Source organism: Verrucomicrobiaceae bacterium (assembly GCA_016713035.1).
Lineage (GTDB): Bacteria > Verrucomicrobiota > Verrucomicrobiia > Verrucomicrobiales > Verrucomicrobiaceae > Prosthecobacter.
The window spans coordinates 465397-490884 of sequence record JADJPW010000002.1 but is presented as its reverse complement, the minus strand read 5'-3'; the positions used below and the strand labels follow the sequence as shown (position 1 = coordinate 490884).

25 protein-coding genes, 2 tRNA genes and 3 pseudogenes are annotated in these 25488 nt (G+C 58.2%); 12 read left to right on the top strand and 18 right to left on the bottom strand.

Annotation, left to right across the window (positions count from 1 at the left end; all coding sequences use genetic code 11):
* Positions 1-16: 16 nt before the first annotated feature.
* On the bottom strand, positions 17-1480 hold the full coding sequence (gatB, locus tag IPK32_09130; GenBank protein MBK8092125.1) for an Asp-tRNA(Asn)/Glu-tRNA(Gln) amidotransferase subunit GatB: 1464 nt from the start codon (positions 1478-1480) through the stop codon (positions 17-19).
* 119 nt (positions 1481-1599) lie between these two features.
* Between gatB and IPK32_09125 the strand changes: the two genes are divergently transcribed.
* Positions 1600-2229 carry a cyclase family protein gene (locus tag IPK32_09125; protein ID MBK8092124.1) on the top strand — a complete coding sequence of 210 codons (630 nt, stop codon included), beginning with the start codon at positions 1600-1602 and terminating at the stop codon, positions 2227-2229.
* A 49-nt stretch (positions 2230-2278) separates the two neighbouring features.
* On the opposite strand, the gene IPK32_09120 is transcribed toward IPK32_09125, so the two are convergent.
* A tRNA-Asp gene (locus tag IPK32_09120) sits at positions 2279-2355 on the bottom strand.
* Between the two features lie 112 nt (positions 2356-2467).
* Here IPK32_09120 and obgE point away from each other — a divergent pair.
* The 4 genes from obgE (at position 2468) to IPK32_09100 (ending at position 6338) form a co-directional block, all read left to right on the top strand.
* Positions 2468-3505 carry a GTPase ObgE gene (gene obgE / locus IPK32_09115; GenBank protein ID MBK8092123.1) on the top strand — a complete coding sequence of 346 codons (1038 nt, stop codon included), beginning with the start codon at positions 2468-2470 and terminating at the stop codon, positions 3503-3505.
* A gap of 300 nt (positions 3506-3805) precedes the next feature.
* Positions 3806-4861 (top strand): 23S rRNA (adenine(2503)-C(2))-methyltransferase RlmN, encoded by a 1056-nt coding sequence (gene rlmN / locus IPK32_09110; protein MBK8092122.1) that lies wholly within the window; start codon positions 3806-3808, stop codon positions 4859-4861.
* Positions 4858-5787, top strand: coding sequence for a DUF3108 domain-containing protein (locus IPK32_09105; protein MBK8092121.1), 930 nt, complete (start codon positions 4858-4860; stop codon positions 5785-5787). Before rlmN ends, IPK32_09105 begins: the two co-directional genes overlap by 4 nt.
* 2 nt (positions 5788-5789) lie before the next feature.
* A complete protein-coding gene (locus tag IPK32_09100) occupies positions 5790-6338 on the top strand; it encodes a hypothetical protein (protein MBK8092120.1) in 549 nt (182 codons plus the stop codon).
* A 27-nt stretch (positions 6339-6365) separates the two neighbouring features.
* On the opposite strand, the gene IPK32_09095 is transcribed toward IPK32_09100, so the two are convergent.
* Positions 6366-7316 carry an endonuclease/exonuclease/phosphatase family protein gene (locus IPK32_09095; protein MBK8092119.1) on the bottom strand — a complete coding sequence of 317 codons (951 nt, stop codon included), beginning with the start codon at positions 7314-7316 and terminating at the stop codon, positions 6366-6368.
* A 20-nt stretch (positions 7317-7336) separates the two neighbouring features.
* Positions 7337-7597 carry a twin-arginine translocase TatA/TatE family subunit gene (tatA, locus tag IPK32_09090; GenBank protein MBK8092118.1) on the bottom strand — a complete coding sequence of 87 codons (261 nt, stop codon included), beginning with the start codon at positions 7595-7597 and terminating at the stop codon, positions 7337-7339.
* A gap of 180 nt (positions 7598-7777) precedes the next feature.
* Here tatA and IPK32_09085 point away from each other — a divergent pair, with 180 nt between their 5' ends.
* Genes IPK32_09085 through IPK32_09075 form a run of 3 tightly spaced genes read left to right on the top strand, consistent with a single transcriptional unit; the run spans position 7778 to position 9464 of the window.
* Positions 7778-8086, top strand: coding sequence for a Dabb family protein (locus IPK32_09085; protein ID MBK8092117.1), 309 nt, complete (start codon positions 7778-7780; stop codon positions 8084-8086).
* Positions 8087-8094: 8 nt separating this feature from the next.
* Entirely contained in the window at positions 8095-8793 is a 699-nt protein-coding gene (locus IPK32_09080; GenBank protein MBK8092116.1) for a 7-carboxy-7-deazaguanine synthase QueE, read from the top strand.
* The gene (locus IPK32_09075; GenBank protein MBK8092115.1) at positions 8790-9464 is read left to right on the top strand and encodes a thermonuclease family protein; all 675 of its coding nucleotides are present in this window, start codon (positions 8790-8792) and stop codon (positions 9462-9464) included. The genes IPK32_09080 and IPK32_09075 overlap by 4 nt, the downstream gene beginning before the upstream one ends.
* A 106-nt stretch (positions 9465-9570) precedes the next feature.
* Here the strand turns inward: IPK32_09075 and IPK32_09070 are convergent.
* The 4 genes and pseudogenes from IPK32_09070 to IPK32_09055 form a co-directional block, all read right to left on the bottom strand.
* Positions 9571-9817 (bottom strand): annotated as a pseudogene (locus IPK32_09070) (hypothetical protein).
* A 3-nt stretch (positions 9818-9820) separates the two neighbouring features.
* Positions 9821-12016 (bottom strand): DUF1553 domain-containing protein, encoded by a 2196-nt coding sequence (locus tag IPK32_09065; GenBank protein MBK8092114.1) that lies wholly within the window; start codon positions 12014-12016, stop codon positions 9821-9823.
* Between the two features lie 6 nt (positions 12017-12022).
* Entirely contained in the window at positions 12023-12730 is a 708-nt protein-coding gene (locus tag IPK32_09060; protein MBK8092113.1) for a hypothetical protein, read from the bottom strand.
* 51 nt (positions 12731-12781) lie between these two features.
* Complete coding sequence (locus IPK32_09055) at positions 12782-14161, bottom strand: DUF1501 domain-containing protein (GenBank protein ID MBK8092112.1); 1380 nt, start codon at positions 14159-14161, stop codon at positions 12782-12784.
* A gap of 231 nt (positions 14162-14392) precedes the next feature.
* On the opposite strand from IPK32_09055, the gene IPK32_09050 reads away from it, so the two are divergent.
* Positions 14393-14469: transfer RNA gene (locus IPK32_09050), tRNA-Pro, on the top strand.
* A gap of 639 nt (positions 14470-15108) precedes the next feature.
* On the opposite strand, the gene IPK32_09045 is transcribed toward IPK32_09050, so the two are convergent.
* The gene (locus tag IPK32_09045; protein ID MBK8092111.1) at positions 15109-15312 is read right to left on the bottom strand and encodes a hypothetical protein; all 204 of its coding nucleotides are present in this window, start codon (positions 15310-15312) and stop codon (positions 15109-15111) included.
* A gap of 91 nt (positions 15313-15403) precedes the next feature.
* On the bottom strand, positions 15404-15742 hold the full coding sequence (locus IPK32_09040; protein ID MBK8092110.1) for a hypothetical protein: 339 nt from the start codon (positions 15740-15742) through the stop codon (positions 15404-15406).
* A gap of 401 nt (positions 15743-16143) precedes the next feature.
* On the opposite strand from IPK32_09040, the gene IPK32_09035 reads away from it, so the two are divergent.
* The 3 genes from IPK32_09035 to IPK32_09025 are packed head-to-tail and all read left to right on the top strand — an operon-like array spanning position 16144 to position 17892.
* Positions 16144-16338 carry a hypothetical protein gene (locus IPK32_09035; protein MBK8092109.1) on the top strand — a complete coding sequence of 65 codons (195 nt, stop codon included), beginning with the start codon at positions 16144-16146 and terminating at the stop codon, positions 16336-16338.
* Positions 16335-16637: a hypothetical protein gene (locus IPK32_09030; GenBank protein MBK8092108.1), complete on the top strand. Its 303-nt coding sequence runs from the start codon at positions 16335-16337 to the stop codon at positions 16635-16637. Before IPK32_09035 ends, IPK32_09030 begins: the two co-directional genes overlap by 4 nt.
* Complete coding sequence (locus tag IPK32_09025) at positions 16624-17892, top strand: hypothetical protein (protein ID MBK8092107.1); 1269 nt, start codon at positions 16624-16626, stop codon at positions 17890-17892. Before IPK32_09030 ends, IPK32_09025 begins: the two co-directional genes overlap by 14 nt.
* Positions 17893-18165: 273 nt before the next feature.
* Here the strand turns inward: IPK32_09025 and IPK32_09020 are convergent.
* The 8 genes and pseudogenes from IPK32_09020 to IPK32_08985 form a co-directional block, all read right to left on the bottom strand.
* Positions 18166-19062: pseudogene (locus IPK32_09020) on the bottom strand (UDP-2,3-diacylglucosamine diphosphatase).
* Positions 19063-19210: 148 nt separating this feature from the next.
* A complete protein-coding gene (locus IPK32_09015; protein ID MBK8092106.1) occupies positions 19211-19615 on the bottom strand; it encodes a winged helix-turn-helix transcriptional regulator in 405 nt (134 codons plus the stop codon).
* Positions 19616-19714: 99 nt separating this feature from the next.
* Complete coding sequence (locus IPK32_09010; protein MBK8092105.1) at positions 19715-20320, bottom strand: class I SAM-dependent methyltransferase; 606 nt, start codon at positions 20318-20320, stop codon at positions 19715-19717.
* Positions 20317-21495 (bottom strand): annotated as a pseudogene (locus IPK32_09005) (BtaA family protein). Before IPK32_09005 ends, IPK32_09010 begins: the two are co-directional and overlap by 4 nt.
* A gap of 90 nt (positions 21496-21585) precedes the next feature.
* Positions 21586-22614, bottom strand: coding sequence for a hypothetical protein (locus tag IPK32_09000; GenBank protein ID MBK8092104.1), 1029 nt, complete (start codon positions 22612-22614; stop codon positions 21586-21588).
* Between the two features lie 211 nt (positions 22615-22825).
* Positions 22826-23269, bottom strand: a complete 444-nt coding sequence (locus IPK32_08995) for a hypothetical protein (protein ID MBK8092103.1) — start codon at positions 23267-23269, stop codon at positions 22826-22828.
* Between the two features lie 183 nt (positions 23270-23452).
* Positions 23453-24991, bottom strand: a complete 1539-nt coding sequence (locus IPK32_08990) for a filamentous hemagglutinin family protein (GenBank protein MBK8092102.1) — start codon at positions 24989-24991, stop codon at positions 23453-23455.
* 19 nt (positions 24992-25010) lie between these two features.
* The gene (locus IPK32_08985; GenBank protein ID MBK8092101.1) at positions 25011-25478 is read right to left on the bottom strand and encodes a hypothetical protein; all 468 of its coding nucleotides are present in this window, start codon (positions 25476-25478) and stop codon (positions 25011-25013) included.
* Positions 25479-25488 lie beyond the last annotated feature (10 nt).

The following is a 25488-nucleotide window of genomic DNA, read 5'->3' as shown; positions in this document are numbered from 1 at the left end:
CTCCCCCAGGAGGAAATCACCCGAGGACTTTTTTTCGCACGATTTCGGTGACCATCTTGGGGTTTGCTTTGCCTTGGCTGGCCTTCATGGCCTGACCGGTGAACCAGTTCATGGCTTTCTCATTGCCGCCTTTGACCTCGGCGACTTTGTCCGGATTGGCGGCGAGGATTTGCTCGACGATGGCTTCCAGGGCTCCCGTGTCGCTGACTTGCTCGAAGCCTTTGGCTTTGATGATCTCGGCGGCGGGTTTGCCGGTATCGAGCATCTCGGCAAAGACTTCCTTCGCCTGATTGTTGCTGATTTTGCCGGATTCGACGGTGGAAACGAGGGCGCTGAGTGCTGTGGGCTGGATGGGGCACTCGGTGATGCTGAGGCTGCGATCATTGAGGGCACCGAGGAGGTCGTTGATGACCCAGTTGGCGATTTTTTTGGCCGGGACGGCTGTGTCTGCGGCGACGGCGCTTTCATACCAGGCGGCGAGTGCTTGCTCACTGCTCAAGACGCTGGCGTCATAGGCGGAGCAGCCGTACTCACGCTCGAAGCGGCTGCGCTTCTCATGCGGGAGCTCGGGCACCTGGGGGCGCACGCTCGCGAGGAGGTCTGCGGTGCGCACAGGCAGCAGATCAGGATCTGGGAAGTAGCGGTAGTCATGGGCGTCCTCTTTGGTGCGCATGAGCGTGGTCTCACCACAGTCATCATCCCAGCGTCGGGTGCTCTGGATGAGCTTTTCACCACGCTCGAGGCAGTCGATCTGGCGCTCCGTCTCGTATTTGATGGCACGGCGGACGGCGGACATGGAATTGATGTTTTTGAGCTCGATCTTGGAGCCGAGTTCTGTTTGGCCCTCTGGACGGACAGAAATGTTCACGTCACAGCGCATCTGGCCCTTTTCCATGTCCGCATCACTGACGCCACCATAGAGCAGGATCTGGCGCAGGCTGCTGAGGTAGGCCACAGCCTCCTCTGCGCTGTCGATGTCTGGATCGCTGACGATTTCCATGAGCGGCGTGCCAGCACGGTTGAAGTCGATGGTGGTGAATTTTTCGTGGTGAGTGGATTTGGCCACGTCTTCTTCTAAATGGATGCGGGTGAGCTTTACGACCTTGCCAGGGTTGGCGATGGTCTTTTGGGCATCTTTGGGGTAGCTCAGGTCATAAAGAGGCACGCCACCACCGATGCAGAGCGGCAGATCAAACTGGCTGATCTGGTAGTTTTTCGGCATGTCGGGGTAGAAGTAGTTTTTGCGATCCCACTTCACCGTCTCGGGCGTGGTGCAGCCGAGCATGAGCCCGGTGAGGAGGGTTTTTTCAATAGCTGCCTTATTCAGGACCGGCAGCGCCCCCGGCAGGCCCAGGCAAGTGGGGCAGGTGTGGGTGTTCGGCTCGGCACCGTACTCGACTGGGCATGCGCAGAACATCTTGCTGCGAGTGGTGAGCTGCGCGTGGACTTCGAGACCGATGGTGAGGATGTATTTGGGCATGAGCGGAAAAGGAGGTGCGCAGAATGGCGAATGCGCCATGGGCGCAAAGCAGTTTTTGGGGTGATAAGTGGCCTAGTTGAGCCGTATGGCCGAATAACCCCTATTTCACCTCCCCCCCCATGAAGCGCCCCTGGAAAGATGTCACCGTCACACTGCATGACCAAATGGTCCACTGGCCCGGTGATCCCGAGTGCCGCATCACCCGTGTGCATGAAATGGAAAAAGGCGCGGTGTGTAATCTCACGCACCTCAGCCTCAGTGCCCACACTGCCACGCACATGGATGCGCCACGGCATTTCATCGCAGATGGTTCGACGATGGAGCAGATGCCCCTGGAGGCGGTGATCGGGCGCTGCCGCGTGATCGAGTTCGCCTGCGAGGACCAGATCACGCTCAAGGACGTGGAAAAGCTGCCCTTTCAGCGTGGACAACGGGTGCTTTTCAAAACCCGCAACTCCACGCGGAGCTGGGCGATGAAGGAGTTTGATAAGGACTTCATCTCCATCCGTGCAGACGCGGCACAGCACCTCGCCGACATGGGCGTGATGACGGTGGGCGTGGATTACCTCAGCATCGGAGGCTATGGCAAGGATGTGGTGGAAACACACCGCATCATGCTCGGCGCGGGCATTTGGGTCATCGAGGGGCTCGATCTGTCCCAGATCCGGCCGGGTAGCTATGACATGATCTGCCTCCCTCTGAAAATCGCTGGGGCAGATGGTGCCCCCTGCCGCGTCGTGCTGCGATGAGGGGTCTTTCCCAGGCCCAGATGCCTCTGTGGGCAGTGGACCATCCAAATGGCGGAGCGGACGGGGCTCGAACCCGCGACCTCCAACGTGACAGGCTGGCGTTCTAACCAACTGAACTACCGCTCCTTGCCTTTGGTGGGCCGCGATAGTAGATGCGACCTCCCAACGCGCAAACGGAAATTGCCAAGTTGGACCAAATACCCTGCCGCAGCCCCGCCTGTGGCCACTTTTTCGCCCCATGTTCATCGACCAGATCAAAATCTACGCCCGCGCCGGTAAAGGCGGCGACGGCTCCGTCCACTTCCACCGTGGTAAATTTCGCCCCAAAGGAGGCCCAGACGGCGGCGATGGTGGACGAGGGGGCAGCGTCATCCTCGAAGTCGATCCCAGCACCGACTCCCTGCGCAATTACGTCTTCAATCCCAAACTCATCGCCCAAGACGGCCAAACAGGTGGCGGCAATCAATGTACCGGTCGCAGCGCCAAGGACATCATCTTTAAAGTCCCACCCGGCACCGTCATCAGCCGCATCATAGAGGAAGAAGACGCCGAAACGGGCGAGCAGACCCTGCGCTACGAGCCCGTGGCCGACCTCACCGCCACTGGCGAGCATTTTGTCCTCTGCAAAGGCGGCAAGGGCGGCAAAGGCAACATCCATTTCAAAACCAGCACCCATCAGGCCCCGCGTGAGTTCACCCCAGGCACCCCTGGCGAGGAAGGGCGCTACCACTTTGAGCTACGCAGCATCGCAGATGCAGGTCTCGTCGGTGCCCCGAACGCTGGCAAATCCACGCTCCTCTCCAAGCTCAGCGCCGCAAAGCCCAAGATCGCGAACTACCCCTTCACCACGCTCCAGCCCATGGTCGGCGTCATCGAGTTCGGCCCCTATCGGCGTGGCACGATGGCCGACATCCCTGGACTCATCGAGGGAGCTCACCAAAACATCGGCCTCGGGCACGACTTCCTACGTCACATCATGCGCTGCCGCGTTCTGCTCTTTGTCGTCGATACCGCAGGCAGTGAAGGCCGCGATCCCATCACCGACCTCGAAACCGTCCGCGCAGAGGTCACCCTCTACTCCAAAGAGCTCGCCAAACGCCCCTGGTGCATCCTCGCCAACAAATGCGACCTCCCCGAGTCCGCCGAAAACCTCGCGAGGCTCAAAGAGCGCTTCAAACGCATCAAACTGCACCCCATCTCCGCCCAGACTGGCCTTGGCCTCGAAAAACTCCGCGATTGGCTCGATGAGAAAATCGGCTTTGATTTGGTGAAGTAAGGCACTTCACCCATGAATAGATTCCCACCACGCCACATTTGCATCGCAGGTGCTCTATTGATTGCAGCAGCAGTTGGCTCGGTGATGGAGATGCTGTCGGCGTGGTGCAAAGGCGGTTTAAATCTCAATTTGGGATTCTTGGGGCTGCCGATCGGCTACGGACTTTGGATAGGCAGGCCGACAGCGCAGAAAGTGGCTCTCTTTTTCGCGGGGGCTGCATTGCTTTGATGGTGCTCACCAGGCTTGCGCCACCTGCACGGAGAGTGCTACTCGATCATTCGCTTTTCATTCCCCACCCCAATGCCCTCGCTGCACGATCTCACTCACGCACAGCTCGCCGCCGTCATCGCGGAGGCGGGGTTGGCTGCGGTGCATGGGAAGGCGCTGTGGAATACGCTGCACTTCCGCTCCATGGCGGAGCCGCTCCAGCGTGCAGACCTATCCCCGCCGCTGCGGCGGTGGCTAGAGCGTGTTTTGGGTGAAAATGAGTGGTCGCTCGATGTGCTGCCTATCGCTAGTGACATCCCGAGTAGCGATGGACTCACGCGAAAGGCCCTGCTGCGGCTCACGGATGGCCAGGAGATCGAAACCGTGATCATGGGCTATCAGGGCCGCCACACGGCCTGCATCAGCACGCAGGCCGGATGCGCGATGGGCTGTGTTTTTTGTGCCACTGGGCAGATGGGGTTTGTGCGGCATCTGCGGCCTGGGGAGATCGTGGCGCAGGTGCACCATGCGCGGCGGGTTTTGGCCGGGACGGGGCAAAAACTGCGCAATCTCGTCTTTATGGGCATGGGGGAGCCTTTGCACAACTACGACGCGGTCATGACCGCGCTAGACATCATCACGCACACCAGCGGGATCAATCTCGGGCCATCCAAGGTCAGCATCAGCACTGTCGGTGTGGTGCCGGGCATCCTGCGCCTAGCGGAGGAGAACAGGCCCTACAACCTCGCGGTGTCTCTCCATGCTGCGACGGATGAGGAACGCAGCGCCATCGTGCCTGCGAATACCAAATGGCCTCTCCCGGTGCTGATGGATGTCTGCCGCTTCTACAATGCGAAAACTGGACGCCGTATCTTTTTCGCATGGACATTGATCCAGGGTGTCAATGACACGCCGGACCATGCTCACCGCGTCGCAGAGCTGCTACGTGGCCTGGATGCACATGTGAATCTGATTCCGCTCAACGAAACGGCGGGCTACTCTGGCACCGAGAGCCCTGATAGCGCCGCAGATGCCTTTCACCGCATTCTCCAGGAGGCTGGCTATCCCTGTACCATCCGCCAGCGGCGCGGGATCGATGTAGCGGCGGGTTGTGGCCAGCTCCGTGCCGAAAAACAAAAGCGGAAATGAATGAAAACCTGCCGTTTGTGATCCAAGACGCCCCCACCTCCATGATCGCATCGCTTTTCCGTCCTTCGCCCATCGGCCTTTGTCAGTTGGCGTTCTGCCTACTCGCTACCGCAGCGAGTGCCCAGTCCTGGACCTCCTCTCTCACCCGGACATCAGCAGGGCCGCTTCAGGTTCCTGCTTGTGTTTTGGAATATGAGTTGGGCTGGAAAAATACGCTGAAGGCCGGCACTGCCCGCATCACGATCCAGGAGGCCGGCTCCTCCTACTGGCGTGCTAGTGCCCAGGCTAGTAGCACCGGCTTTGCCCGCACCCTGTGGGCTTATGACTGCACCATGTCGTCCATCATCAGCAAGAATTCGCTGAAGCCTGTCTTCATGCAGCATAGCGAGACGGACCGCAGCGAGACCTGTCGCTACCGCGTCTCCTTCCAGCCGCGACGCGTGATCACCGAGTCCACTACCCTGCCCCGCAGCGGCACAGCCAGCACGGGCACCACCACGCTCGCCTTTTCGCCGGTCGAGGACCTGCTTTGCACCATCCTCTACGTCCGCAGCCTCCCACTGGCGAACGGCGACAAGATCACCCGCGTCGTACAGCCCTGGGACAAGCCCTACCTCACCACCTTTGAGGTCCAAGGACGCGAAAGCATCAAAATCGGCGGCAAAGCTCAACCCTGCATCAAGCTGGGCGTGCAGATCCGTAAAATCGACCGCGATAATCTCTCCCTCTCCAGCTACAAGAAAATGAAGACCGCCACCATCTGGGTTAGCGATGATGCGGAGCGCCTGCCAGTGGAGATGCGGGCGGAGATTTTCGTCGGTTACATGTCCTGCCGCCTCACGAATAAGACCCTCCTCACGGGAAAGGCTGCCCGTGCTAGTGTCCCCAGCAGCGCTAGCATGTATGTGAAGCCCCCGACTCCTTGAACATGCGCTTGCTTTTCCTCCTCCTTGCCTGCTCCTCCCTCCTCGCCCGTGCGGAGATCACACTCACGGCTATCGATGGCTCTACGCATGTCCTGCTGAGTGAAAAAGCCGCCAAACCGGAGCTTTTCCTCTTTGTCTCGCCCTTTTGCTCCACCACGAAGGCTTTTGTGAAGGAGATCAATCAAGTCGCTGCCGACTACGAGGGGAAGCTCAGCCTCTACATCATCGAGTGCGACCCAGAGGTCACACGAGACGTGGCGATCGAGCATGCGACGATCAGTGAATTCAAATCGCCCGTGCTGCTCGATGCCGAGCAAAAACTCACCCACCAGCTCCAGGCCACCATCACACCAGAGGCAGTCCTCACAGGCAGCGGGGGCAAGACGTTCTACCAGGGCCGGATCAACGATCTCTACCTGGGCCCCACCAAGCGCCAACGAGCCGCCACCACGCGTGATCTACGCGATGCCATCGATGCCCTTCTCGCGGCCAAACCTGCACCCCAGCCTCAGAATCCGGCGCAGGGCTGCAAGATCGGCCAAAAGCGGTAGAAATCTCCCAGCAGACCTACGGCACCTTCATTTCCCCTTCCGCTCCTCCCATGGAGCGTATTTCACGGTTAGCACGATAGGGCGATGATCACTGGCTTTATCGAAATCACGGGCGGAATAGATAAAACTCTTCCGGTAGTCGAGGTGCGGACGCAGCAGCCGACTGGAGAAAAAGTAATCCAGCCGCGCATAGGCATCTGCGGAGTCCCAAAAGTGCGTCCAGACCTCACCATCGACATCGCGGAGCTGTACATCCAGCATGGCGCTATCACTCTGGCGGTCACCCATGATGGTATCGATCGCGGGCTCGTTGCGGTGCTCGTTGAAGTCACCGTAGGCTAGGAGTCGCGCTTTTGGCTCTGCGGCAAAGATGCTGTCCATGTGCTTGCGCAACAGACGTGCCTCTGCACGGCGCATCGCGGCCTGATCGGCCTCCGGGATCTCGCGTTTTGACTTCAGATGCACTCCGAGAAAGCGCAGGTCAAAATCCGGCCTGAATCGCACCGTGGCGTCCAGGATGCCACGCTGGAAGGGCAGCGTCAGCTCCCCTAGCTTGTAGGTGAGGTCTTTCTGCGAGGCACGACTGACGATCTCGTAGCGGGAGAGCAAGGCCAGCCGCCGCGTCTCATCCCCGCCGTGGGCCATCTCGGTATAGGGTAGGTCGATGCCTGCCGCCTTGAGCCGCTTTTGCAGATCCGCCAGATCGTCTGCCGTGCCGATCTCGCAGATACCGAGCACGTCTGGCTTGATCGCGGCGAGGATCTTCACCACGCGGACTTTTTCATCCTCGGGCTTGGGCTCGCCGGGCATGGTCTGCTTTTTCTCAGGATCAAAGCGATCCATGGTGAGCCAATTCTTCACGTTGTAGGAGCAGAAGACGAATCCGTCGGGCTTCGACTCCTGCGCATGCGTCAGAGCAGCGGTGAAAAGAAAAACGGCGGGCCACAGAGCCCGCCGCGTGATTGAAATGCGTTTCATGAGTGGTCGTAAGGCGCAGATCAAACGTCCACATTGGCCACTGGCTGGCGCTTTTCTTGAGGAGCGGTGACTTTCGGCGTTTCGGCCTCGATTTGGGCATTTTGCAGCTCACGCTCGAACTCCATGCGGGCGCTTTTGAACTCACCCATGCTCTTGCCCAGGCTGCGGGCAAAGGTGGGCAGTTTTTTTGCACCGAAGAGCACCAACACCAAAACGGCGATGACGACCATTTCAGGGGTGCCGATGGGAAAGGCGAGGAAGGGGTGGATAGGGGTATTCATGATGGTACTAGTTTTGCATTGTTCACGGTGAGTGCAACGCGGAGTTTGAGTCGTTCCCAGTGGGGCCATCATCCGTTGCGTAGGGTGCCGTTGGAGCGGCTCCGTGGTGATTTAAACGTATGCAAACCGCCATCATTAGCAATTGCACGAAACTTTTCTGCCGCCTACCAATCGGCCGCTATGCTCCACAACGTCTATTTTTGGCTCAAACCCGGCCTCAGCGCCGATCAAATCGCCACCTTCGAAGCCGAACTCGCCCGGCTGCCGCAGATCAGCTACCTCGCCAGCGGCTTCGCAGGGAAACCTGCCGCCACAGAGAAGCGCCCCGTCACGGACCACTCCTACAGCTACTCCATCTCCCTGGGCTTCAAAACCATGGCCGATCACGACTTTTATCAAAAGGACTGCCCAGACCACAAGCGCTTCGTCGATACCTGCAAAACCCTGTGGGAACGCGTGGTGGTCTATGACAGCGCCTCGCTGGCCTAAGCGCCCCCATGCTCATCTCAGAAATCTTCCACTCCATCCAGGGCGAGGGCATCCTCGCCGGAGTGCCCTCTGTCTTCATCCGCACCTCTGGCTGCAATTTACGCTGTAGCTGGTGTGACACGCCCTATGCCTCCTGGCAGCCAGAGGGCACGGAGATGAGTCTGGAGCAGATTTTGGCCGTCGTCCGCCAGCACAGCAGCACGCGGCATGTCGTCGTCACCGGTGGAGAGCCCATGATCGCACGCCAGATGCCAGATTTGCTCACCGCCTTAAAAAACGCGGGCCTGCACATCACCATCGAGACTGCCGGCACCATCGCTCCGGGCGGTGTGGCATGCGATTTGGCCTCCCTGAGCCCAAAACTGGCCCACTCCACCCCCAGCACCGACCGCGCCGGCGCCGCCTGGGTGGAGAAACATGAGCGCCTGCGCCTTCAACCCGCCGTTTTGCGGGATTGGTGCTCTCAATACGATTTTCAGCTCAAATTCGTCGCCAGCAGCGATCCCGACATTGCCGAGATCCAGTCACTCCTGACCGAGATCGACCTGCCGCTCCCGCCCGACCGCATTCTACTCATGCCCGAAGGCATCAGCACCGAGTCGCTGCGCTCACGCCAGCAGTGGATCGTCCAGGTCTGCATGCAAAACGGCTGGCGCTACTGCCCACGCATGCACATCGAACTCTTCGGCAACCGCCGTGGCACATGAAATGGGAAAAATGGATCAGCCGCATCGTCTGGGGGCTCATCCTCCTCATTATCCTGCTGGTGCAGACCTGGGAATGGCTCGATCCACCGCCATCGGAGCCTGCCCCTCCACCTGAGTACACGGTCAAGATCCAGACACTCCGCTCTCCGCGCCTCGTCACCACCGATGGGGCGAATGACGGCGACAGCTTCCGCATCGCCCATGAAGGCGGCGAGCACACCTTCCGCCTCTACTTTGTCGATTGTGCCGAAAAGCGCGAGTACCGACTCGTCGCCGGACGGCTCAAAGATCAAGCCTCCTACTTCGGCGGCCTCAGCATCCCGCAGACGCTCGCCCTCGGTCAGCAGGCCCGCGAATTCACAGAAAAATGGCTCACCAGCGGCGACTTCCAGCTCCAGACACGCTGGGAGCATGTCTTTGAGTCCGAGCGCTACTACGCCTACGTCATCTGCCACGACGGTGAGCACCTCGGTGAAAAACTCGTCCGCGCAGGACTCGCCCGCATCCACGGCAAAGGCAGCTACGCCCCAGATGGCAGCACCCCCAATCAATACGAGCTCCACCTCAAAAAACTCGAAGACGAAGCCCGCCACGCCCACCGCGGAGCCTGGAGCACCCCCAAGCGAGCTCCACCCTCCACCAAAACCGCAGGCCCCAAGCAGCCTCAGTGATTAAACAAAGCCAGGAGACCCCCCCCCCCCCCCCCCCCCCTGTCCGCCCCCCCGCCCCCCCCCCCCGTTTCGATGGACCTATCAGGCTGTTGGGCGTTTCATGGGTTCATTCGTAAATTTTGGCTGCGCGCCCCCCGGCGAACGAGCGCCAGGGCGGTGAAATTCGCGCGCCCCCCCCGCCCAAGCTTTGGATTTTCCCAACCAAGAGCATTTGAGCCGTATGGAGAGGATGGTGTCGTCTCTTCGATTGACTGCGACTTCTCCCAATCAGCAACAAGCATGCTGACGAAATCCAAGAAGGACTCTTTGGAGTCCACCTGCTGAACGGCTTGCTCAAGGTCAAGAAGGCTCATGGCTCAGTGATTAAACAAAAACTCCTTCGAGCTCATCAGGCCCCAAAACAGATCCTCCAGCGTGGTGCGGCGGTCTTCGGGTTTGGCGCTGGTGAGCAGGGCGGTGGCTTTTTCGAGCTCGCGGTCGGTGGGGGCGCGGGTGAGGGTGAGGAGGTAGGCTTCTTCGATGATCTTCGCATCGGGCTGCTTGCTAGTGAGCAGCGCATCGAGGCGGTTGTCCTTTTGGGCGAGCTTGGTGTTTAACGTCTCGCCATTCGCGATGTGGAGAGCCTGAGCCATGCTGGGTTCGTTCGTGCGCTCGCATTCGCAGGTGGCGACGCGGTCGGCGCGGCCGAAACTTTTGAGGAAGTAGCTGGCGATGTTGCTGTCGGGCAGTTGCAGGGCGCGGAAGCCCATGGGGTAGGCGTCGGCGGTGCCGCGGTTGGCGTTGCGGCGGTCGATTTTGAAGGTGGTGGGCGCGGCGGTGACCTGCGACACGGTGTCGAGCAGCACCTCGGCCTTCAGACGGCGCGGAACGTAGTGCGAGCCGTAGCGGAGGTCGGTGATGTTCTCCGGCTGCGTGATGCTGCTGCGCTGGTAGGTCTCGCTTTGCAGGATGGTGCGCATGAGGGCCTTCAGATCGAACTTTTGCTTCACCAGGTGCTCGCATGCGGCGGCGAAGAGCGGCTCGTTGCTAGCGGGATTGGTAACTCGGAGGTCATCGACGGCCTCGACGAGTCCGCTGCCGAAAAAGTTCGCCCACACGCGGTTCACGATGGCGCGTTGAAAGAGCTTATTATCCGCGCCGGTCAGCCATTTCGCGAGCGTGATGCGGCGATCCTCGGTGGAGGTCATCGAGACGGACTGCACGGCATCAAGCGGACGGGGCGGCTGCGGTTTGCCAGTCAGTGGCGCGACGAGATCACCCTGCGTGTCGCTGAAAAGCACGCGTTCATTTGCCTGCGTGCCGTTTTTGCTCCTCACACGGGCGAAGAGATTCGCGAAGGCGTAGTATTGATCGTAGGTCCACTTTTCCATCGGGTGGTTGTGACACTTCGCACAAGCAATGGAGGTGCCCATGAAGGCTACACTGACGGTTTCGGCACATTTGGTCGGCTCGTCGTTGAGGACGAAGAAATTGCCTCCGCCGTGCTCCAGCGTGCTGCCAGTGGCGGTGAGCAGATCACGCACCATGGCGTCCCACGGCGTATTCGCGGCGACGTGGCGGCGGATCCAATTATAATAAGCCCACATGGCCTCCGGCATGAGTTTGTCACCATTGACGAGAAACAGGTCACTCCATCGGTGCGACCAGTAATCGACGAATTCCGGCCTTTTGAGCAACGCGTCAATAAGGTGGTCGCGTTTGTTCGCCGCTTTGTCCGTGAGGAACACCTTCGCCTCGTCTGGCGAGGGCAAAACGCCGATCGTGTCGAGAAACGCACGTCGGATGAACTCCGCATCGCTCGCACGACCCGACGGCGGGATGTTCAGCTCGCGTAGTTTCGTCAAAACATGCTCATCAATGAAATTGCGAGGCTTCAGGGCCGCAAACGCCTCTGTATCCACTTTGCCCGGATTCGGCACCGTGACGGTGGTGACACTCAAAAGGCTCAAATACCAAGCGCTGACGGTAGCCTCGCCGCTGCCGGTGATTTTGATGAGGCCCGCATCATCCACCGTGGCCACGCTAGCATTGGTAGCGTTGTATTTGCACCAGCGCGTCACGTCCTCGCTTTGTCCGTCGCTGAATTTCGCGGTCACTTTGAGCTGCACGCTCTTCCCCGCCTGCGTGACGAGATGCGGCTCCGCCACGCTGAGCGACACAATGCGTGGATCATCCGCCTGCGGCCCCGGTGCCCCCGCCGCGATCCAATCGGCAATGGCTTTGTATTCCACCGAGTTCACCTCAAAGCGCTTGTCACCCTTGTGCGGCACCGCTTTGACCGCTTTGAGCAAAAACAAACTCCGCGCCGGATCTTCCAGCGTGAGACGGCGTCCATTCGCACTCCGCGTGATCGAAAGCCAGTCGCCCTCGTCATCGAACCCACGCAGAGAAAGCCGGAAGCCCCCCTGCCCCGCCGCCGCCCCATGACACGCACCCATTGCACAGCCGTAGCGCGTGAGGATGGGCTGGATGGTATTGCGGAAGGATGGCGCTTCGGCGGCGAACGACGAAACGGCAGCAAAGAGAGCAAAAATAAAGCAGAGACGGTTCATATGAGGTTACCAGCACTTGGAAAGTCCAATGCCTTTGGCGTGAGCGTAGGTTTTGAGAAACTCGTAAATGCGTGGGATGACTTTGTTGGGATCGAGGTCTGTGCTTTCCAGCCCGAGTTGCTTCACAATCTTCGCATTCGCCTCCGCCCAACCGCGATGAGGAGGCGGCACGATGACACACATTGAGTGTCGCTCATTCGGGTTCGTGCTGGCCTTGGCCGCCAATGCATCAATCGCAGCCAAAACATCGAGATAGCTGGTCTCTTTACCGTTTTGATACGGCGTGCCATCCGGAGCTAGTCGAGTCAGAACCTGACTTTCCGGAGTCCAAGCTTTCTGATTGGGCATTCCAATCGGCATCTTGGTTCGTGAAGCCACAAGAGGAATTCGAACCTCATCCGCATACCACCAAATGACATCCACGTTTGCTTCAAAACGTTCGAGATTGTCATTAAATGTTGATGAAGCGACCCCAGCTTTTGCTGGAAATGTAGGGTAGAATACATGGAGCTTCTTCAACTGTTGTTCGTCGAACGAGATCACGCCCGTTTTGCTGATTTCTACGATCTGAGACTGTGAGATCGTGAGAGCAACGAAGTCACCTATCATGGCTCGTTTGCCTGAATCACTCGTGTGATACGGCAAGCCATCAGCTAGTGTCTTCGATTGGAAGAAGAGCGAAGCGAGGGCAAGCAAGATGAGATGACGAGGCATGATGAATCAAATACGCTGACTTTTGCGGACGAGGGCGTCCGCGCTCCAGGTTTACGCAAACAGCTCCTTGATCGCTTGAGTGCCGAAATCGACTACGGGGTACGGTCTGCCCTGCGGGCCCGGTAGCTCGGTGTGGAGATCGACGCCGAGGGCTTGGTAGATGGTGGCGACGATTTCCTTCGGGGCGACGGGGCGTTCGGTGGGGTAGCCGCCGATGTCGTCGGACTTGCCGATGACTTCGCCGCCTTTGACGCCGCCGCCGGCGAAGTTCACGGTCCAGCAATTTGGCCAGTGATCGCGACCACCGGCAGGGTTAATCTTCGGCGTGCGGCCGAATTCGGCGAGGCAGGTGACCATGGTGTCGTCGAGCATGCCGCGCTGGAAAAGGTCCTCGATGAGGGCGCTGTAACCCTGGTCATACATCGGCGCGACGATGTCGCGCATGCCTTCGATGCTGGTGAAGGGCTTGGAGCCGTGGATGTCCCAGGTGATCTCGCCAAACACGGTGATGAAGGTGTTCACGGTGACGAAGCGCACGCCGCGCTCGACGAGGCGACGCGCGAGCAGGCAGCTCTGGCCGAAGCGGTTCAAACCGTAGCGCTCGCGCACTTTGAGCGGCTCCTTCGTGAGATCGAAGGCCTCGCGGGCCTGCGTGCTGGTCATGATGCGGTAGGCGGACTCGAAATTGCTGTCCATGAGCTTCGCCTGCTCGCTGTATTCGAAATTCCGCACGCTGCTGTCCACCAGCTCGCGCATTTCGCGGCGGCGCTCCATCCGCACCTCGCTGATTTCCTTCGGCGGGAGCAAATCGGGCACCTTGAAGTCCTTTTCGGACGGATTTGCGTTTAGGACGAAAGGATCATACGCCTTGCCGAGGAAGCCCGCGTCCTGGCCATGCGGCATGTTGCCACCGGTGGGGCCCATCGACTCTGGCAGGATGATATGAGCCGGCAGATCGCTGCGGCGGCCTTGGAGGAACTCCAAAGCGCTGCCGACGTGCGGGGTATTCACACCACCGGTGAAAAGACGGCCCGTCTGCATCATCTGATGCCCGGTATCATGCACCGCCGCGGCTGTGTGGTAGCAGGAGCGCACGAGGCTGAATTTGTCCGCGATCTTCGCGTGCAGCGGCAGGATCTCGGAGATCTCGAAGGCATTGCTCTTCGTGCGGATCGGTTTGAACGGCCCGCGAATCTCGCTCGGCGCATCCGGCTTCATGTCCCAGAGGTCCTGCTGGCTCGGCGCACCGAGATTGAAAATCATGATGCAGGCCTTGTTGCTCTTTTTGGCATCCACTTTGCCTTCCGCCCTCAGTTTGGCGAAACCCGGCATCGTGAGCCCGATGGCGCTCAAAGCACCAGCGGTGATGAAATCGCGGCGTGTGACGCCATCGCAGGTGGTGACGGCAGCTTTGTCGGTGAAGGTGAACATGGGGCGCGTTGGTGAGGGAAGTTGCCAGAACATACGCTCCTCGGGCGGGAAACTGAATGGATGATGCCACTTTGCTCATGGGTCTTTCCGGCCTGTGTCCAGCCCGAGGAATCGACTTGCCATCAGGATTCATCCCCACATAATACCCTCCGTTCGCTGCGTGCAGAGAGTACGCAGCAGCAGGGTTTTGGAGTCTCCGAATCGACCCCAAAGCCTTGTAAATCAACGATTCGGGCTGTGGCTCAGCCTGGTAGAGCGCTTCGTTCGGGACGAAGAGGTCGTGGGTTCGAATCCCGCCAGCCCGACCATCCAGCCATTGAAAAATCAAGACTGGAGAGGTGAGAGTATTTTAGCGATGATCTGTAGTGACAGATATCGTAACACCCTCACTGGGACCAGAATGGAAAGCTGGCCGGATGTTGATCTCGGAAAGCCCAGAGGACGCCCCGACTCGCTGAAACGGGTATGCGAGGGGCTGCTGCTGTAATAGAGACGTGCATTGTTTTCCTCAAGGTCTGCGTGTGCCAGCATAGCTCTGGCCAAGGCGAAACTGGGTGAGTGCGGGTGCTGACTCACGCATTGCGGGAGGTGCCGGCGGGGGCTCCGCCAATTTCCTGTGCTGAGGGGCATATATCTCATTTAGTCGGCGTAACTGTCGTTGCTTATAAACCGCATGGACTTGAACAATCATCCAAACAGAAACGATGAAGGATAAAATGCCGGCTACCGCGCCCCATGGAGCTTGGCGTCGTTTGCTACGAGTGCGTCTGCACGATGGGAAGAACAATGCATCTGAATCCATGTCTGAGGCAGTGTGGAGCGGTTCATGCCTTCTGTCGTAGCCATCACGATTGATGGGCTCAATAACCTCGCGGTTACTTCATCGCCACATGGCATTCGTGTCACACGCGGCGCTCGTTCCTCTGTCAACTGCGTGTGACATAAGCTCACTCATCCGTCACCCAGCCGATGCAGATGATCTGCATCACACGCACCCATCCTTGCTCGGCGCTGGCTTTCTCCGTTAGTAAGCGGAGTGTAAAGGGCGTGTTGCGTGAGGTAGTTAGAGACTTGCCTGCTGCATGGGCCTTCAAGAGCTCCGCAGGCACATAGGCACTCAGCGTCGTCTGCTCCGCAGGGTGCGACAGCACGAGTGAGACACCTCTGCATCTTCAAATGGAGCCTTCGCACTCGTGGGAGAGCACATCACCCGCATGAGCACCACTTGCCTATTCGGTCGCGTCAGCAGCTCAGTGAAAGTGGACTCCCCCAGCCGGTGAGGCTCTCCCAATCCAGCAAATAGCCCTCCTTTTTCTTTTCCATCGCCACAGGCCTATGCGTGCCATCTCTCAATCGTAGTGTGGTCAGCAGCAGATCTCCGCTCACGCCAAATTTCGGCCCGATCTCTATTGGCTGCGCTGGCAAAACGCCGCGTGTTGCAGGCGAGGCACGCACACGCGGCATCGTCAGCTCAGGATGGCGCACGCAGGACTCCATCGCCGCCATGGAGTTGCCACCTAGCGCCTTGCGCAGCACGGCAGAGGCTTGATCAAACTCCTTCCGCATTGCTTCCGGCATCATCACACTCTCAGGATCAAATGGGGGCGCATTCTTCTGCGTCGCGGGCTTCGTCGGCGTTGGATGAGGTGTAGGGCTAGGCCTAGACGTAGGTGATGCGATCTCTGGCTCTTTCCGAGACGCCACACTTCGGTCCATCACCTTCCAAACCGACCATGCAGTCCCAATCAGCACGACGATCAGCAACCATGCTAAAGCCTTCTTCCAAAATGAACGGCGAGACCTACGGCGAGAGGATGAGTAGCTAGACATGCCGCGTGATTCTTGCCGGGCCGTCACGCCGCTCAACACGCCATCTGTCACATCATTGCCACATGGCGAAATCGTTGCCCCAGATGTTTCGACGCCTCGCCGCGAGTGCCTAGAAAAGAGTCCTGCTTCATATAGGCAATCCAGCAACTCACATGAAACACATCGCACTCACACTCCTGCTCGCCGCAGCTTCATCATCGCACGCCATCACGCTGCTCAACTCCTACGTCGAGGGCAATGTCACTCGCGCTGGAGGCTCTGAGGTCGTCTCCTACACCTCGCAGGACAACACGCTGCTCGCCACCGTAGCAAATAGTGGTGCCAGTGCCTTCGAATACAGATCATGACACTCTCCAGCAACGCCACACTCAGCGAGCGTGCCTATATCGACTACTCCGGGACTTTTGGTGCTACGGCGAACATCAGCAGCATCAGCAGCGTCGCTGCAGACCCAGCGAATCGCGGCTTCGGTGTCGCCACACTCATCCCCACGGCGAATACGACCACGCAGGGGAAAATCGCCTTCTTTGATCTCACCAGCGGTTTTTCAGGCGGCAGTCGCACGCTCGTCACGCTGGATGTAGGCTTTCACCCCGACAGCGTCACCTTTCTCCGCAGATGGATCGAAGCTCATCATCGTCAATGAAGGCGAATTCAATCCGCTTGCGGCCAATCCATCCTCCACCGGCAATGCAGCGGGCTCTATCAGCGTCATCGACCTCAGCAGCATCACCAGTGCTGCGGGCATCTCCGCACTCTCCAATGGCAACGTCGGTACTTTTGACTTCTCTGCCACCAATCTAGACACTGGCGTCTCACTCGCAGGCATCCGCAATGCCAGTGTGTCCGCGCTTGGCACCAGCGGTGCTTTCATCAGTTCCGTGCCAAATTTCACCACACTCGCCGGTTCGGACCCCGACTTCTACAAAGGCATGGAGCCGGAATACGCCGCCGTGCTCGGCAACAAAGTGCATGTCACGCTTCAGGAAAACAATGCCATCGCTACCTTTGACCTAACCACAAACAAATGGACGGCTGTAAACAACCTGGGAACCATCACACAAACGATCGATGCATCCGACCAAGACGGACCCAGTATTGCCATCAATGACACAGTGAAAGGTCTGCCCATGCCGGATACGGTGAAGGCCTTCACCTCCGGCGGCACAAACTACCTCGTCACGGTGAATGAAGGTGATGCTCGCGTCGATGACCGCGACATCAGCCGCTTTGGCGACACCTCAGGCAACGACAGCCTGAATACCCGCCTCTCGACTTCACTGGCCGCCGATCCTTCGCGTGCGAATAGCGTCATGGGTCGCCTCAATGTCTCCCGCTTGAATGGCGACACCAACAACGATGGAAAAATCGACGAAGCCGTCATGATCGGCACCCGCTCCATGACCATCTGGAATGCCGACACAGGCGCCCGGGTCTGGGACAGTGGCCAATCTGGCAGCACGAACTTCGAAACCATCCTCGCCAACCTTGACCCAACTCGCTTCAACATGAACAACGGCAATCCAGCTCTGTGGGACACTCGCTCTGATGACAAAGGCCCCGAGCCCGAGGCACTTACCATCGGCCAGTTTGGCTCCAACATGCTCGCTTTCGTCGGCATGGAGCGTCAGAACGGCCTCATGGTCTATGACATCACAGATCCGAACAACCCGACGTTTGTCAGCTACATCAACAGTCAGGCGGATGGCCTCATCTCACCAGAAAGCATGGTGTACATCTCCGCCGCTCAAAGCCCCACCGGCTCCGCGCTGCTGATCACTGGTTACGAGGGCACTGGCAGCCTCGGTTCCGGTATCGGCGTATATGCCGCGCCAGAGCCTTCTCGAGCATTGTTCGCTTTTGCCGGATTGTGCGGATTGTTTCTTCGTCGCCGTCGCTGAGGTACTTAGCTCAACTCAATCTTTACCTGTTATGCCACGCCCTGCCATTTATACCACTTTAGAAAAACGGCCTTTGTGGAAAAGGCTCGTCGCATGATGCGCGAAGGTGCTAACCGCAAGGATATTGCCGTCCATCTTGGCGTGAAATTGAGTTCGCTGAATGTTTGGCTACGACAACATACGCTAGATTCTATTTACCCATCGGTATCACTCGATTACCCGATTAGAAGAGCCATCTGATTGCACAGGATCAAAGCAGGGAAACAATTCTCCTCATTGACCTCTCCGGGTGTATATAGTGCTTGGGTTATTGTGGAGCCAATCAGGCTGCGAGTAGCTCTGGGGCTGGGAGGAGGAGCGCTGGGCGAGGAGGGGCTTTGGCAGGGAGTAGCTGGGCTCGCAACCTTTGGCTTGTCGGCCAGTCAGAAGGCAAAAGTCATGATAGCCGAGCACTTCAAAGCGATGGTCGTCGTGCTCGATGATGGCGGTCATACTTTCGACCCAGTCGCCCGAATTCAGGTAATGGATGTCTCCGATCTGCTTATTCGCAGGTGTGTGGATGTGGCCACAGATGATGCCATTGCATCTTTTCCAACGGGCCAAGTTTTGTAGCTGCTCTTCATAGCGACCGACAAAGCCGACGGCTTGCTTCACCCGCGACTTGACCCAGCGGCTAAGTGAAAATGCTTCTTTTCCGCGCCAGCGCCGCCAGCGGCTATAATGCCGATTGAGGCGGAGTAGTACGTCGTAGCCGATGGGGCGGATCTTTGCGAGCCAGGCATGATTGGTGGTCACATGGTCAAAGCCGTCTCCATGTACCACGAGGTAGCGTCACATTGGTGAGTCGTGAATATGCTCATCAACGATGCTTAGTCCCGCCATTTTAAAGGGTAAAGCTATCAGGATGTCATCATGATTTCCACGCACATAAATGACATCAGTTCCTTCTTTCTCCATTTTCTTGAGTAGCGTGCGGATGAAGTGCGTGTGATCCGAACGCCATTTGCCGGAGGTTTTTAAGGCCCATGCATCGATGATGTCGCCATTGAGGATGATTTGGTCACAGATACAGTGCCGTAGCATGTGGGCTGCCTGTAGAGCTTTTGAATCCGCCATGCCGAGATGGATGTCGGACATGATGAGTGTCTTGATGCGAAGCTTGGTCTTCATGTGGAAGTGGCGAACCACCACATAAAGTGCCATCACTTTGGAGGAGCCCAAGATTTGCCGGGAAACGTTTCCGTCACGACTATGCGGCGATTCCACCCCAGGCTGCTCGATCCCATTGGGGCTTGGGCTGATTGATCAATTGAGTCCTTTAAGAAGTTACTTTTCTTGGCGGCTTTCTTGTCTGAGGGGCTTTCTTCACCGCTTTTTGCCAGCTTTCCACACCTGCCTTGGTTTTTCTTATCGTGGAGGTGCCGCAGCTTTTTTGGTCCGCACGAAGTTGGGCGTTCTTCTTCGCGCTCATTTTGAAGTGGGTGAATAGCTTTTCGAGAAGAGCGGCGTGCTTGTGCTTGATTTTGGCCTGCTTGCCAGATTTATCCGCTTTGAGTAGGCCTGCATCGCTAAGGATTTTGACATGCTGGGCGAGGTCCGCTTCGGAGATGGAGATCGTTTCTCTCAGGCTGACGAAATCCGCTTTGTGATCCCGCAGGAGGCTGAGGATGCGAAGGCGATTGAGATCGGAGAGTGCGTTGGAGAAAGTGATGAGGGCTTGCATGTTCTGGAGGGGAGAGATGACCGGAGTGAGCCGCACTGTGCAACGGAAAAGACACATGTGGCGAAAATGTAACAATTAGGCTGAAGAATTGGCATGCGCTCATGCTGGCAATTTGCGCCCGATGAACATGCCATAGTGCCAAAGGCCGCCATAGGCGGGGTGGAGTGAATCACACAGCGGGGTGAAGGACTGCCTGAGGAGGGGCCAGAGGTGGCCCTGCATACGAACGTGGTTGCGCAGCATCCAGCGCTCGAACCAGCCGACAGTGGTGTGGTGGAAATCAACGACAGCGATGGTGCCACTAGGTTTCAAGTCTGCTGCGGCAGTCTGGATGGCACGTTCCCAACCAGGATTGAACATGCTAAGGGCGTATGAACAGAGAATGAGGTCAAAACCGCCCACTGGTGTATCGTAGGCACGCTGAATGAAGTGAATGCCTTCCGTTTTGGTTTTTGCGATGCGCAGCATGTCGGCGCTGAGATCGAGCCCCGTGATTTTGGCCTCAGGAAAGAAGTTCTGGAGGCTGCGGAGGTTACGTCCGGTGCCGCAACCGACTTCAAGGATGCGATACGGATTGATATAGCCTACAGCGCGGCGAATGATTTTCTCACGGCCAAAGAGGAAACTCCAACGCGTGGCATCGTAGATACGGGCGTGGAGTGCGTAGTAGCTTTGCAGGGCCTGCTGAGGCGCGGTCGAGGTCATGGGAGGACTTCAGCAAAGTGGGTGCTACCATAGGTGCCTACGCGGTCTAGGGTGTGTAGCTTGGTAGTCAGCTCAGGGTGGAAGCAGAGACGTGCGCGGATGTCTGCGGGGATGAAATCGACATCCAAACCGGCGCTGCGCATGAGGATTTTGGTTCCTGGGCGGCTATTGTTAAAAAATGAGTTCCCATTCTTCACGGAGGGCAGCGGTGTCGTGCGCGGCGAGCCAGTCCTGGTGATCGAGCAGGATGTAGTGGCTGTATTGGCCCGGATGCTCGCGGAGAAAATTGGAGATGGTGGTGGTGCAGGTGCTTACCCGAGGCAGGCGAGCACGAAGCTGAGTCTGATAGATGCGACGGAGATAATTCGGGCAGCAGGTAAAGGTGTAGCTGCCGGTGATGTAGGCACGCCAGAAGTAGTTGTCCGCCATGGGCAGCTCCGTGAAGACATGACGGAGTTTATCTTTCACAAAGCCGCTGAGGCCACCGGGATGGCTGTCTTGGATGAGCTTGATCTGAGGACGCGGGACCCCGAGAAGGGTCATGAGCGCGGGCTGGCGGACGAGCCAGTCAATGAAGCCAGTCCAGACTTCGCTCTCGATTTTTTCCCAGGCAGCAGTTTGGTCTTCGAGGGATTGAGCATCGAGGAGTGCTAGGGCAAAATTTTTGATGTTCGGTTTGAGTCTAAAAAGAGAGTTTCCCATGACCCAAGCCGCGATGCCGGAGGTGCCATGGTAGTAGAAGGACTTTTGAGACTTTTGGGTCGAAGAAACTGATGCGACGGTCCCAGAATTTCTGCGCGGGCTCGCTCAAAACATGACGAACGCTAGCATAGACTGATTTATACTGCGGATGGCTGCCAATGCCGAACATTTCGAAAAGGTCGTCATAGTGGTCACGGGCAATAAGGGCCATTTCAGCTCCAAAAAAGGGCGTTTTGGCGGTAATTGACGTCGATCGCGTGAATCTCTGCTGGATTGTCGATGAGGTAGTCGAGGACATTGCAGCCAGCACTGGTGATCATGACGACTTTGCTGGCCGAATCGAGCCGCAGCAGCTCGCGGTCGATGCGCGGATCTTCCCAAGCGCAGTTGTAGATGAGGTTGGAGTTGTGGACTCGACCAAAGACGAAGTCATGCGCTGCTTTGGCAATAGGTAGGGAGGTTTGTTTGACCATCCGCAGAGCATGGAAGCCTATGCGCTGTTGTGCGAGCAGTGACGTGGGGCGCTTTCGTCACGGTGCGAGTGTTTTCTGATCGTTCTGAGCTCAACGTGCCATTTTTAGAAACACGCGTTCTTCATCGAGCAGCAGCGCATCGGGCACTTTTTCGGCGATCTGAAAGGCACGGGCGGTTTCACCGGCTTTGGCCAGCAGACCACTCAGGACAGCGCGGCGGCCAGCGGGTAAGCCTTCGGTATTGGATGTATGGGTGAGCAATTGAGGAAGAGCTGCGCCGTCTCCTAAACGATAGGCGTTTAGCGCTGCGTAGAAGGATGGGAGTTTTTTGCCGCCCAGGGAGACGATTTCCATCTCCTCGCCGAGTAGGAGGCGGAGGTAGGCGAGGTCGTCTGCATACTGCGTGCTTTCAGGATGAAGTGCGAGCAGGTCGCGTGTGATCTCCAACAGAGAATGCGTGTCCTGTGACCGGGCGGCGAGTCCGCGTGCTCTCGATAGGAGATCACCCTGGCGATGTGGGGCCTCTGGCCGCAAGTATTTCACGGCTTGAAGCGCGATGTCTGTCCAGCCCAGACGCTCTGCTAGACCAGAGGCTAGCTCGAGTTCCTCCGCTTCGTGAGCGGTGCGTGCGCAGTCGATAGCTAGAAGGATCTGGCGACGTGCTTCGCGGCCATCTGGCTGTAAATGGCTCTCAGCATCAGCAAGCCAGAGTTTGATGAGCGTTGGCGAGACGGGTGGACGCTCCTCATTAAGTAGGGATTTCATGTCCTGCCAGCGGCCCTCAGACGCGAGAGCTTTGACGAGCGCGGTGTAGAGCTCACGGGAACTGCGTGCTAAGTGCCGAGGAATGAGACGGTGGAGTTCCGTGTAAGCATGATGTTCTGCGAGCCATGCGGCTAATTCTACCAGACCGCCGCGCTCTCCCACATGGTCACGCGACTCAAAACGTGCGACTTCACGGCGAATAAATTCCTCTCGCTGCTCTGGTAGCAGCCGCATGAGAGTGGAGATGACTTCTAGACGGGCTGCGGGCTCCGCGTGGGGATGCTGCTCGATGAGGGTGAGTAGGCGTGCAGCATCCTCAGCGGATAGGCGTGGGTCTTTGATCAGTGCCCGCATGGCAGCGATACCAGGGGCGGAGCGAGCTGTGCTAGCTCCCAGAGTTCTTGCCAGATTTCTGCCGCAGCTCTGGAAAGGCGCTACGGCTGTTTTCGACTGCTATTTCGATGCGTGCCTCTGGTGTTGTTTTATCCAAAAAGCCTAGCTTGGCGTGCCGTGGCAGCAGCAGAGCCTCTCTGGCCCTCAGCACCCTGTATCTGTGCGAGGACGGCTAGCCCACCGTACTCTGTGCGTCTGCGGCTGGCAATTTATCGAAGGTTTTGCGTGCTTCGGCTGCCTGCCCACTCCGCACTAAGCTATCAGCATAGAGTATTTGTTCCTCACTGGTGAGGGTGCGCTTTCCGCTGAGCACGCGAAGGTTGTAGGCGATCTCACGCGGATCACCTTTGACCAGCTTTAGGTACTCGATGATGGCTTCTAGCACAGCAGGCTCCTCAGGTGCATAGGAGCGTGCGTCACGCAGTTGAGTGATGGCATAGCCGAAATCATCTGCATGCATGGCAGCAATGGATTCCTTTGCGTAGCTGCGTGCCATGGCGCTTTTGATGGCCTCTTTTGCCGGGGTCCAGAAAAAGACTCCCACGACAGCGAGGATGACGATGGCAAAGAGCCAACGGCTGAAGATGCCGAGCAAAGGAGGCTTTGAGTCTTGCATCTCTACGCGTTTTTGATGGAGCGGTTGGAAGTCAAAAGCCATTTTGGGAGTGTGGGTAGTGCGAGTGATGGAGAGCGTTACTCCGCCCCGCTGCTGCGACGTTTGCGCTCGTCTTCATCCTCATTGCCATCGCCGCCGCCGTAGCCGAGGACTTCGACGGTGATGATGGAAGGAGCGGTGTCTTTATTTTCTGCATCGTCTTGTTGTTGTGCGGCCTGCTGAGTGGCTGGGCTGCCGTTGGTAGCTGCTGTGGCTGAGGCGGCGCTGGCCAATCCACCGAGGCGAAGGCGTAGCGACGCTCGGTGCGGAGGGGGCTCCAGCAGAGGTGCCACCGACAGAGATGTTGCCGGCATTTAAAACGAGAGCGGCGGCGATGTTCAGATTGCCGGTGGCACGGATGCCGGCGTCACCGGCATCCACCGCGCCGACCGGGGCGATGAGATCGACATTGCCAGGTCGCACGCCTGCCACTGTCGCCAGAACCCCGATGCCGCCACCGGTGGCCAGACCGGCGAGGTCCGTGGCGACGCTGGCGCTTTGTGGATCGATCAAGACACGTGTCGGTGGCGCGGATTGCACGGTTTTGGCAGAGGAGCCAGCGGCGATGTCGCCTTCGCTTGACCAAATCGTGATGTCACCACCGCGCAGGGTGAAAATACGAGCGATACCGATGCTGACATCATCCTGTGCAAAGACGGAAATATTTCCTCCAGCCTCGGTAATGATGCCTGGAGGTGCTAATGTCTCACCGATGAGGGTGGAGGCTAACTGAAGGCTGCCACCTGGCGCGAGGATGCTGATATCACCACCGCTGCGAGTGCGAATGTCACGGGCCTGGGTGAGGATGTTTCCGTCGAGTGCTCCAGGGATGAGCGTGTCGATGGCGAGCTCTCCAGCAGCATAGGTGCCAGCGTCTGGGCTATTTGGGTCATTGCGGTCACGGCCAGCATTGCGCAGAGCGACATAGAAGAGTGCTAGTGAGAGCTGTTTTTGCTGTTCGGCGGTCAATGCGGGGTCATTGATGTTCACAGACGGCACGCCGAGCAATTCAGCTAAGCTGGCCAGATTTCTGGGTGTGCTAAACTGGGTGACGAGGCCTTCAAAATTCAGCCCGCTGCCTCCGAGCCCCTGCGAGGTGGCTCCTAGGCCTGCTGAAAGGATGATGTCCGCGCCTGCAAATGGCAGATACGGATTGCGCCCGTTGCCGATGCTGGTGATGCCGACGCCTGTGCCGTCGGAGTTGTTGGAGCCAGTGCCGAGATCGAGATTGCGACCGGAGAGCACTTGCAATGTACCTGGGCCACTGATCTGGATGTCGCCGGATTTTGGCCTTTCGGTAAAGCTGGGCAGATTTCCATCCGTGACGGCCTGAGTGCGCAGTGCAGAGCTGGCATTGTAGGCGATGATGTCTCGCCCGCTGGAGATGAGCGAGAGGTCGCTATCACGCACATTTTGGATATAGAAGGAGATGTCTGTGATGTCTTGCTGGGCAAGGATGTTCGCTGCTTTTCCAGAGAAAAGTGAAAGGCCGGAGACATCTCCATCGCCGGCATAAATGCGCACGGGGGAGGTGTCTGCGGCGTGCAGCACACCAGGTGCGTGGAGCTGCTGCTTTGTCTGCGTGGTGGCGTAGTCACCGCTGGTGGAGCCAGACTCGTCAAAGACGGCGTTGATGGAGTCCAGGAATGTGGAGGTGGAGATACGAGCTGCGAGATTGTTCACGGCAGTAGGCGCAGCAGGGTTAAAGTATGTCTGGTAAAAGGCGAAGGGTGCCAGAACTCCGGGAATGGATGCCGGATTTGCATCTGAGAGATTGACGGTAGCTGAGGCCCACACGGTGGTCTGTTTTCCATTGATGATGGAGCTGGATACCCCTAGGAGTAAGTCCGTGCACTCCGCCGGCTGCCAGTAGCTCGAGCGTACCGGTGGCGGAGGGTGAGAGATTCATGCGGCCCGTGAGCTGGATATCGCCACTGAAGGCGGTGGCTTTCAGGGTGCCTGGCATCAGCGTGCTCACGGTCTGGAAGGCCGATACATCCGTCTCTGCGAGTCGTAACCAGGGCTGATAGGCGGCAGCAGAGCTGGAGCCGGTGCCCAGCAGCAGCATCTCGCTATTCCATTGTGCGAGTAGGGAGGACTCTACCGAATTCGTGCTCAAAGTAGCCGCTTGCCGGATGCTGACATCGCCACCCAGGGAGGTGACGTTCACACCGCTGTTC

Bases quoted from the DNA above. Each gene is read 5' to 3' on its own strand.
- tatA (MBK8092118.1), bottom strand. From the start codon at position 7,597: ATGAATACCCCTATCCACCCCTTCCTCGCCTTTCCCATCGGCACCCCT.
- IPK32_09085 (MBK8092117.1), top strand. From the start codon at position 7,778: ATGCTCCACAACGTCTATTTTTGGCTCAAACCCGGCCTCAGCGCCGAT.
- IPK32_09065 (MBK8092114.1), bottom strand. From the start codon at position 12,016: ATGAACCGTCTCTGCTTTATTTTTGCTCTCTTTGCTGCCGTTTCGTCG.
- IPK32_09000 (MBK8092104.1), bottom strand. From the start codon at position 22,614: ATGCGGGCACTGATCAAAGACCCACGCCTATCCGCTGAGGATGCTGCA.
- rlmN (MBK8092122.1), top strand. From the start codon at position 3,806: ATGCCCTCGCTGCACGATCTCACTCACGCACAGCTCGCCGCCGTCATC.
- obgE (MBK8092123.1), top strand. From the start codon at position 2,468: ATGTTCATCGACCAGATCAAAATCTACGCCCGCGCCGGTAAAGGCGGC.
- IPK32_09015 (MBK8092106.1), bottom strand. From the start codon at position 19,615: ATGCAAGCCCTCATCACTTTCTCCAACGCACTCTCCGATCTCAATCGC.
- IPK32_09075 (MBK8092115.1), top strand. From the start codon at position 8,790: ATGAAATGGGAAAAATGGATCAGCCGCATCGTCTGGGGGCTCATCCTC.
- IPK32_09100 (MBK8092120.1), top strand. From the start codon at position 5,790: ATGCGCTTGCTTTTCCTCCTCCTTGCCTGCTCCTCCCTCCTCGCCCGT.
- IPK32_09055 (MBK8092112.1), bottom strand. From the start codon at position 14,161: ATGTTCACCTTCACCGACAAAGCTGCCGTCACCACCTGCGATGGCGTC.
- IPK32_09095 (MBK8092119.1), bottom strand. From the start codon at position 7,316: ATGAAACGCATTTCAATCACGCGGCGGGCTCTGTGGCCCGCCGTTTTT.
- IPK32_09105 (MBK8092121.1), top strand. From the start codon at position 4,858: ATGAATGAAAACCTGCCGTTTGTGATCCAAGACGCCCCCACCTCCATG.
- IPK32_09080 (MBK8092116.1), top strand. From the start codon at position 8,095: ATGCTCATCTCAGAAATCTTCCACTCCATCCAGGGCGAGGGCATCCTC.
- IPK32_09035 (MBK8092109.1), top strand. From the start codon at position 16,144: ATGAAACACATCGCACTCACACTCCTGCTCGCCGCAGCTTCATCATCG.
- IPK32_09125 (MBK8092124.1), top strand. From the start codon at position 1,600: ATGAAGCGCCCCTGGAAAGATGTCACCGTCACACTGCATGACCAAATG.
- gatB (MBK8092125.1), bottom strand. From the start codon at position 1,480: ATGCCCAAATACATCCTCACCATCGGTCTCGAAGTCCACGCGCAGCTC.
- IPK32_09010 (MBK8092105.1), bottom strand. From the start codon at position 20,320: ATGACCTCGACCGCGCCTCAGCAGGCCCTGCAAAGCTACTACGCACTC.
- IPK32_08995 (MBK8092103.1), bottom strand. From the start codon at position 23,269: ATGCAAGACTCAAAGCCTCCTTTGCTCGGCATCTTCAGCCGTTGGCTC.
- IPK32_09040 (MBK8092110.1), bottom strand. From the start codon at position 15,742: ATGATGCCGGAAGCAATGCGGAAGGAGTTTGATCAAGCCTCTGCCGTG.
- IPK32_09060 (MBK8092113.1), bottom strand. From the start codon at position 12,730: ATGCCTCGTCATCTCATCTTGCTTGCCCTCGCTTCGCTCTTCTTCCAA.
- IPK32_09030 (MBK8092108.1), top strand. From the start codon at position 16,335: ATGACACTCTCCAGCAACGCCACACTCAGCGAGCGTGCCTATATCGAC.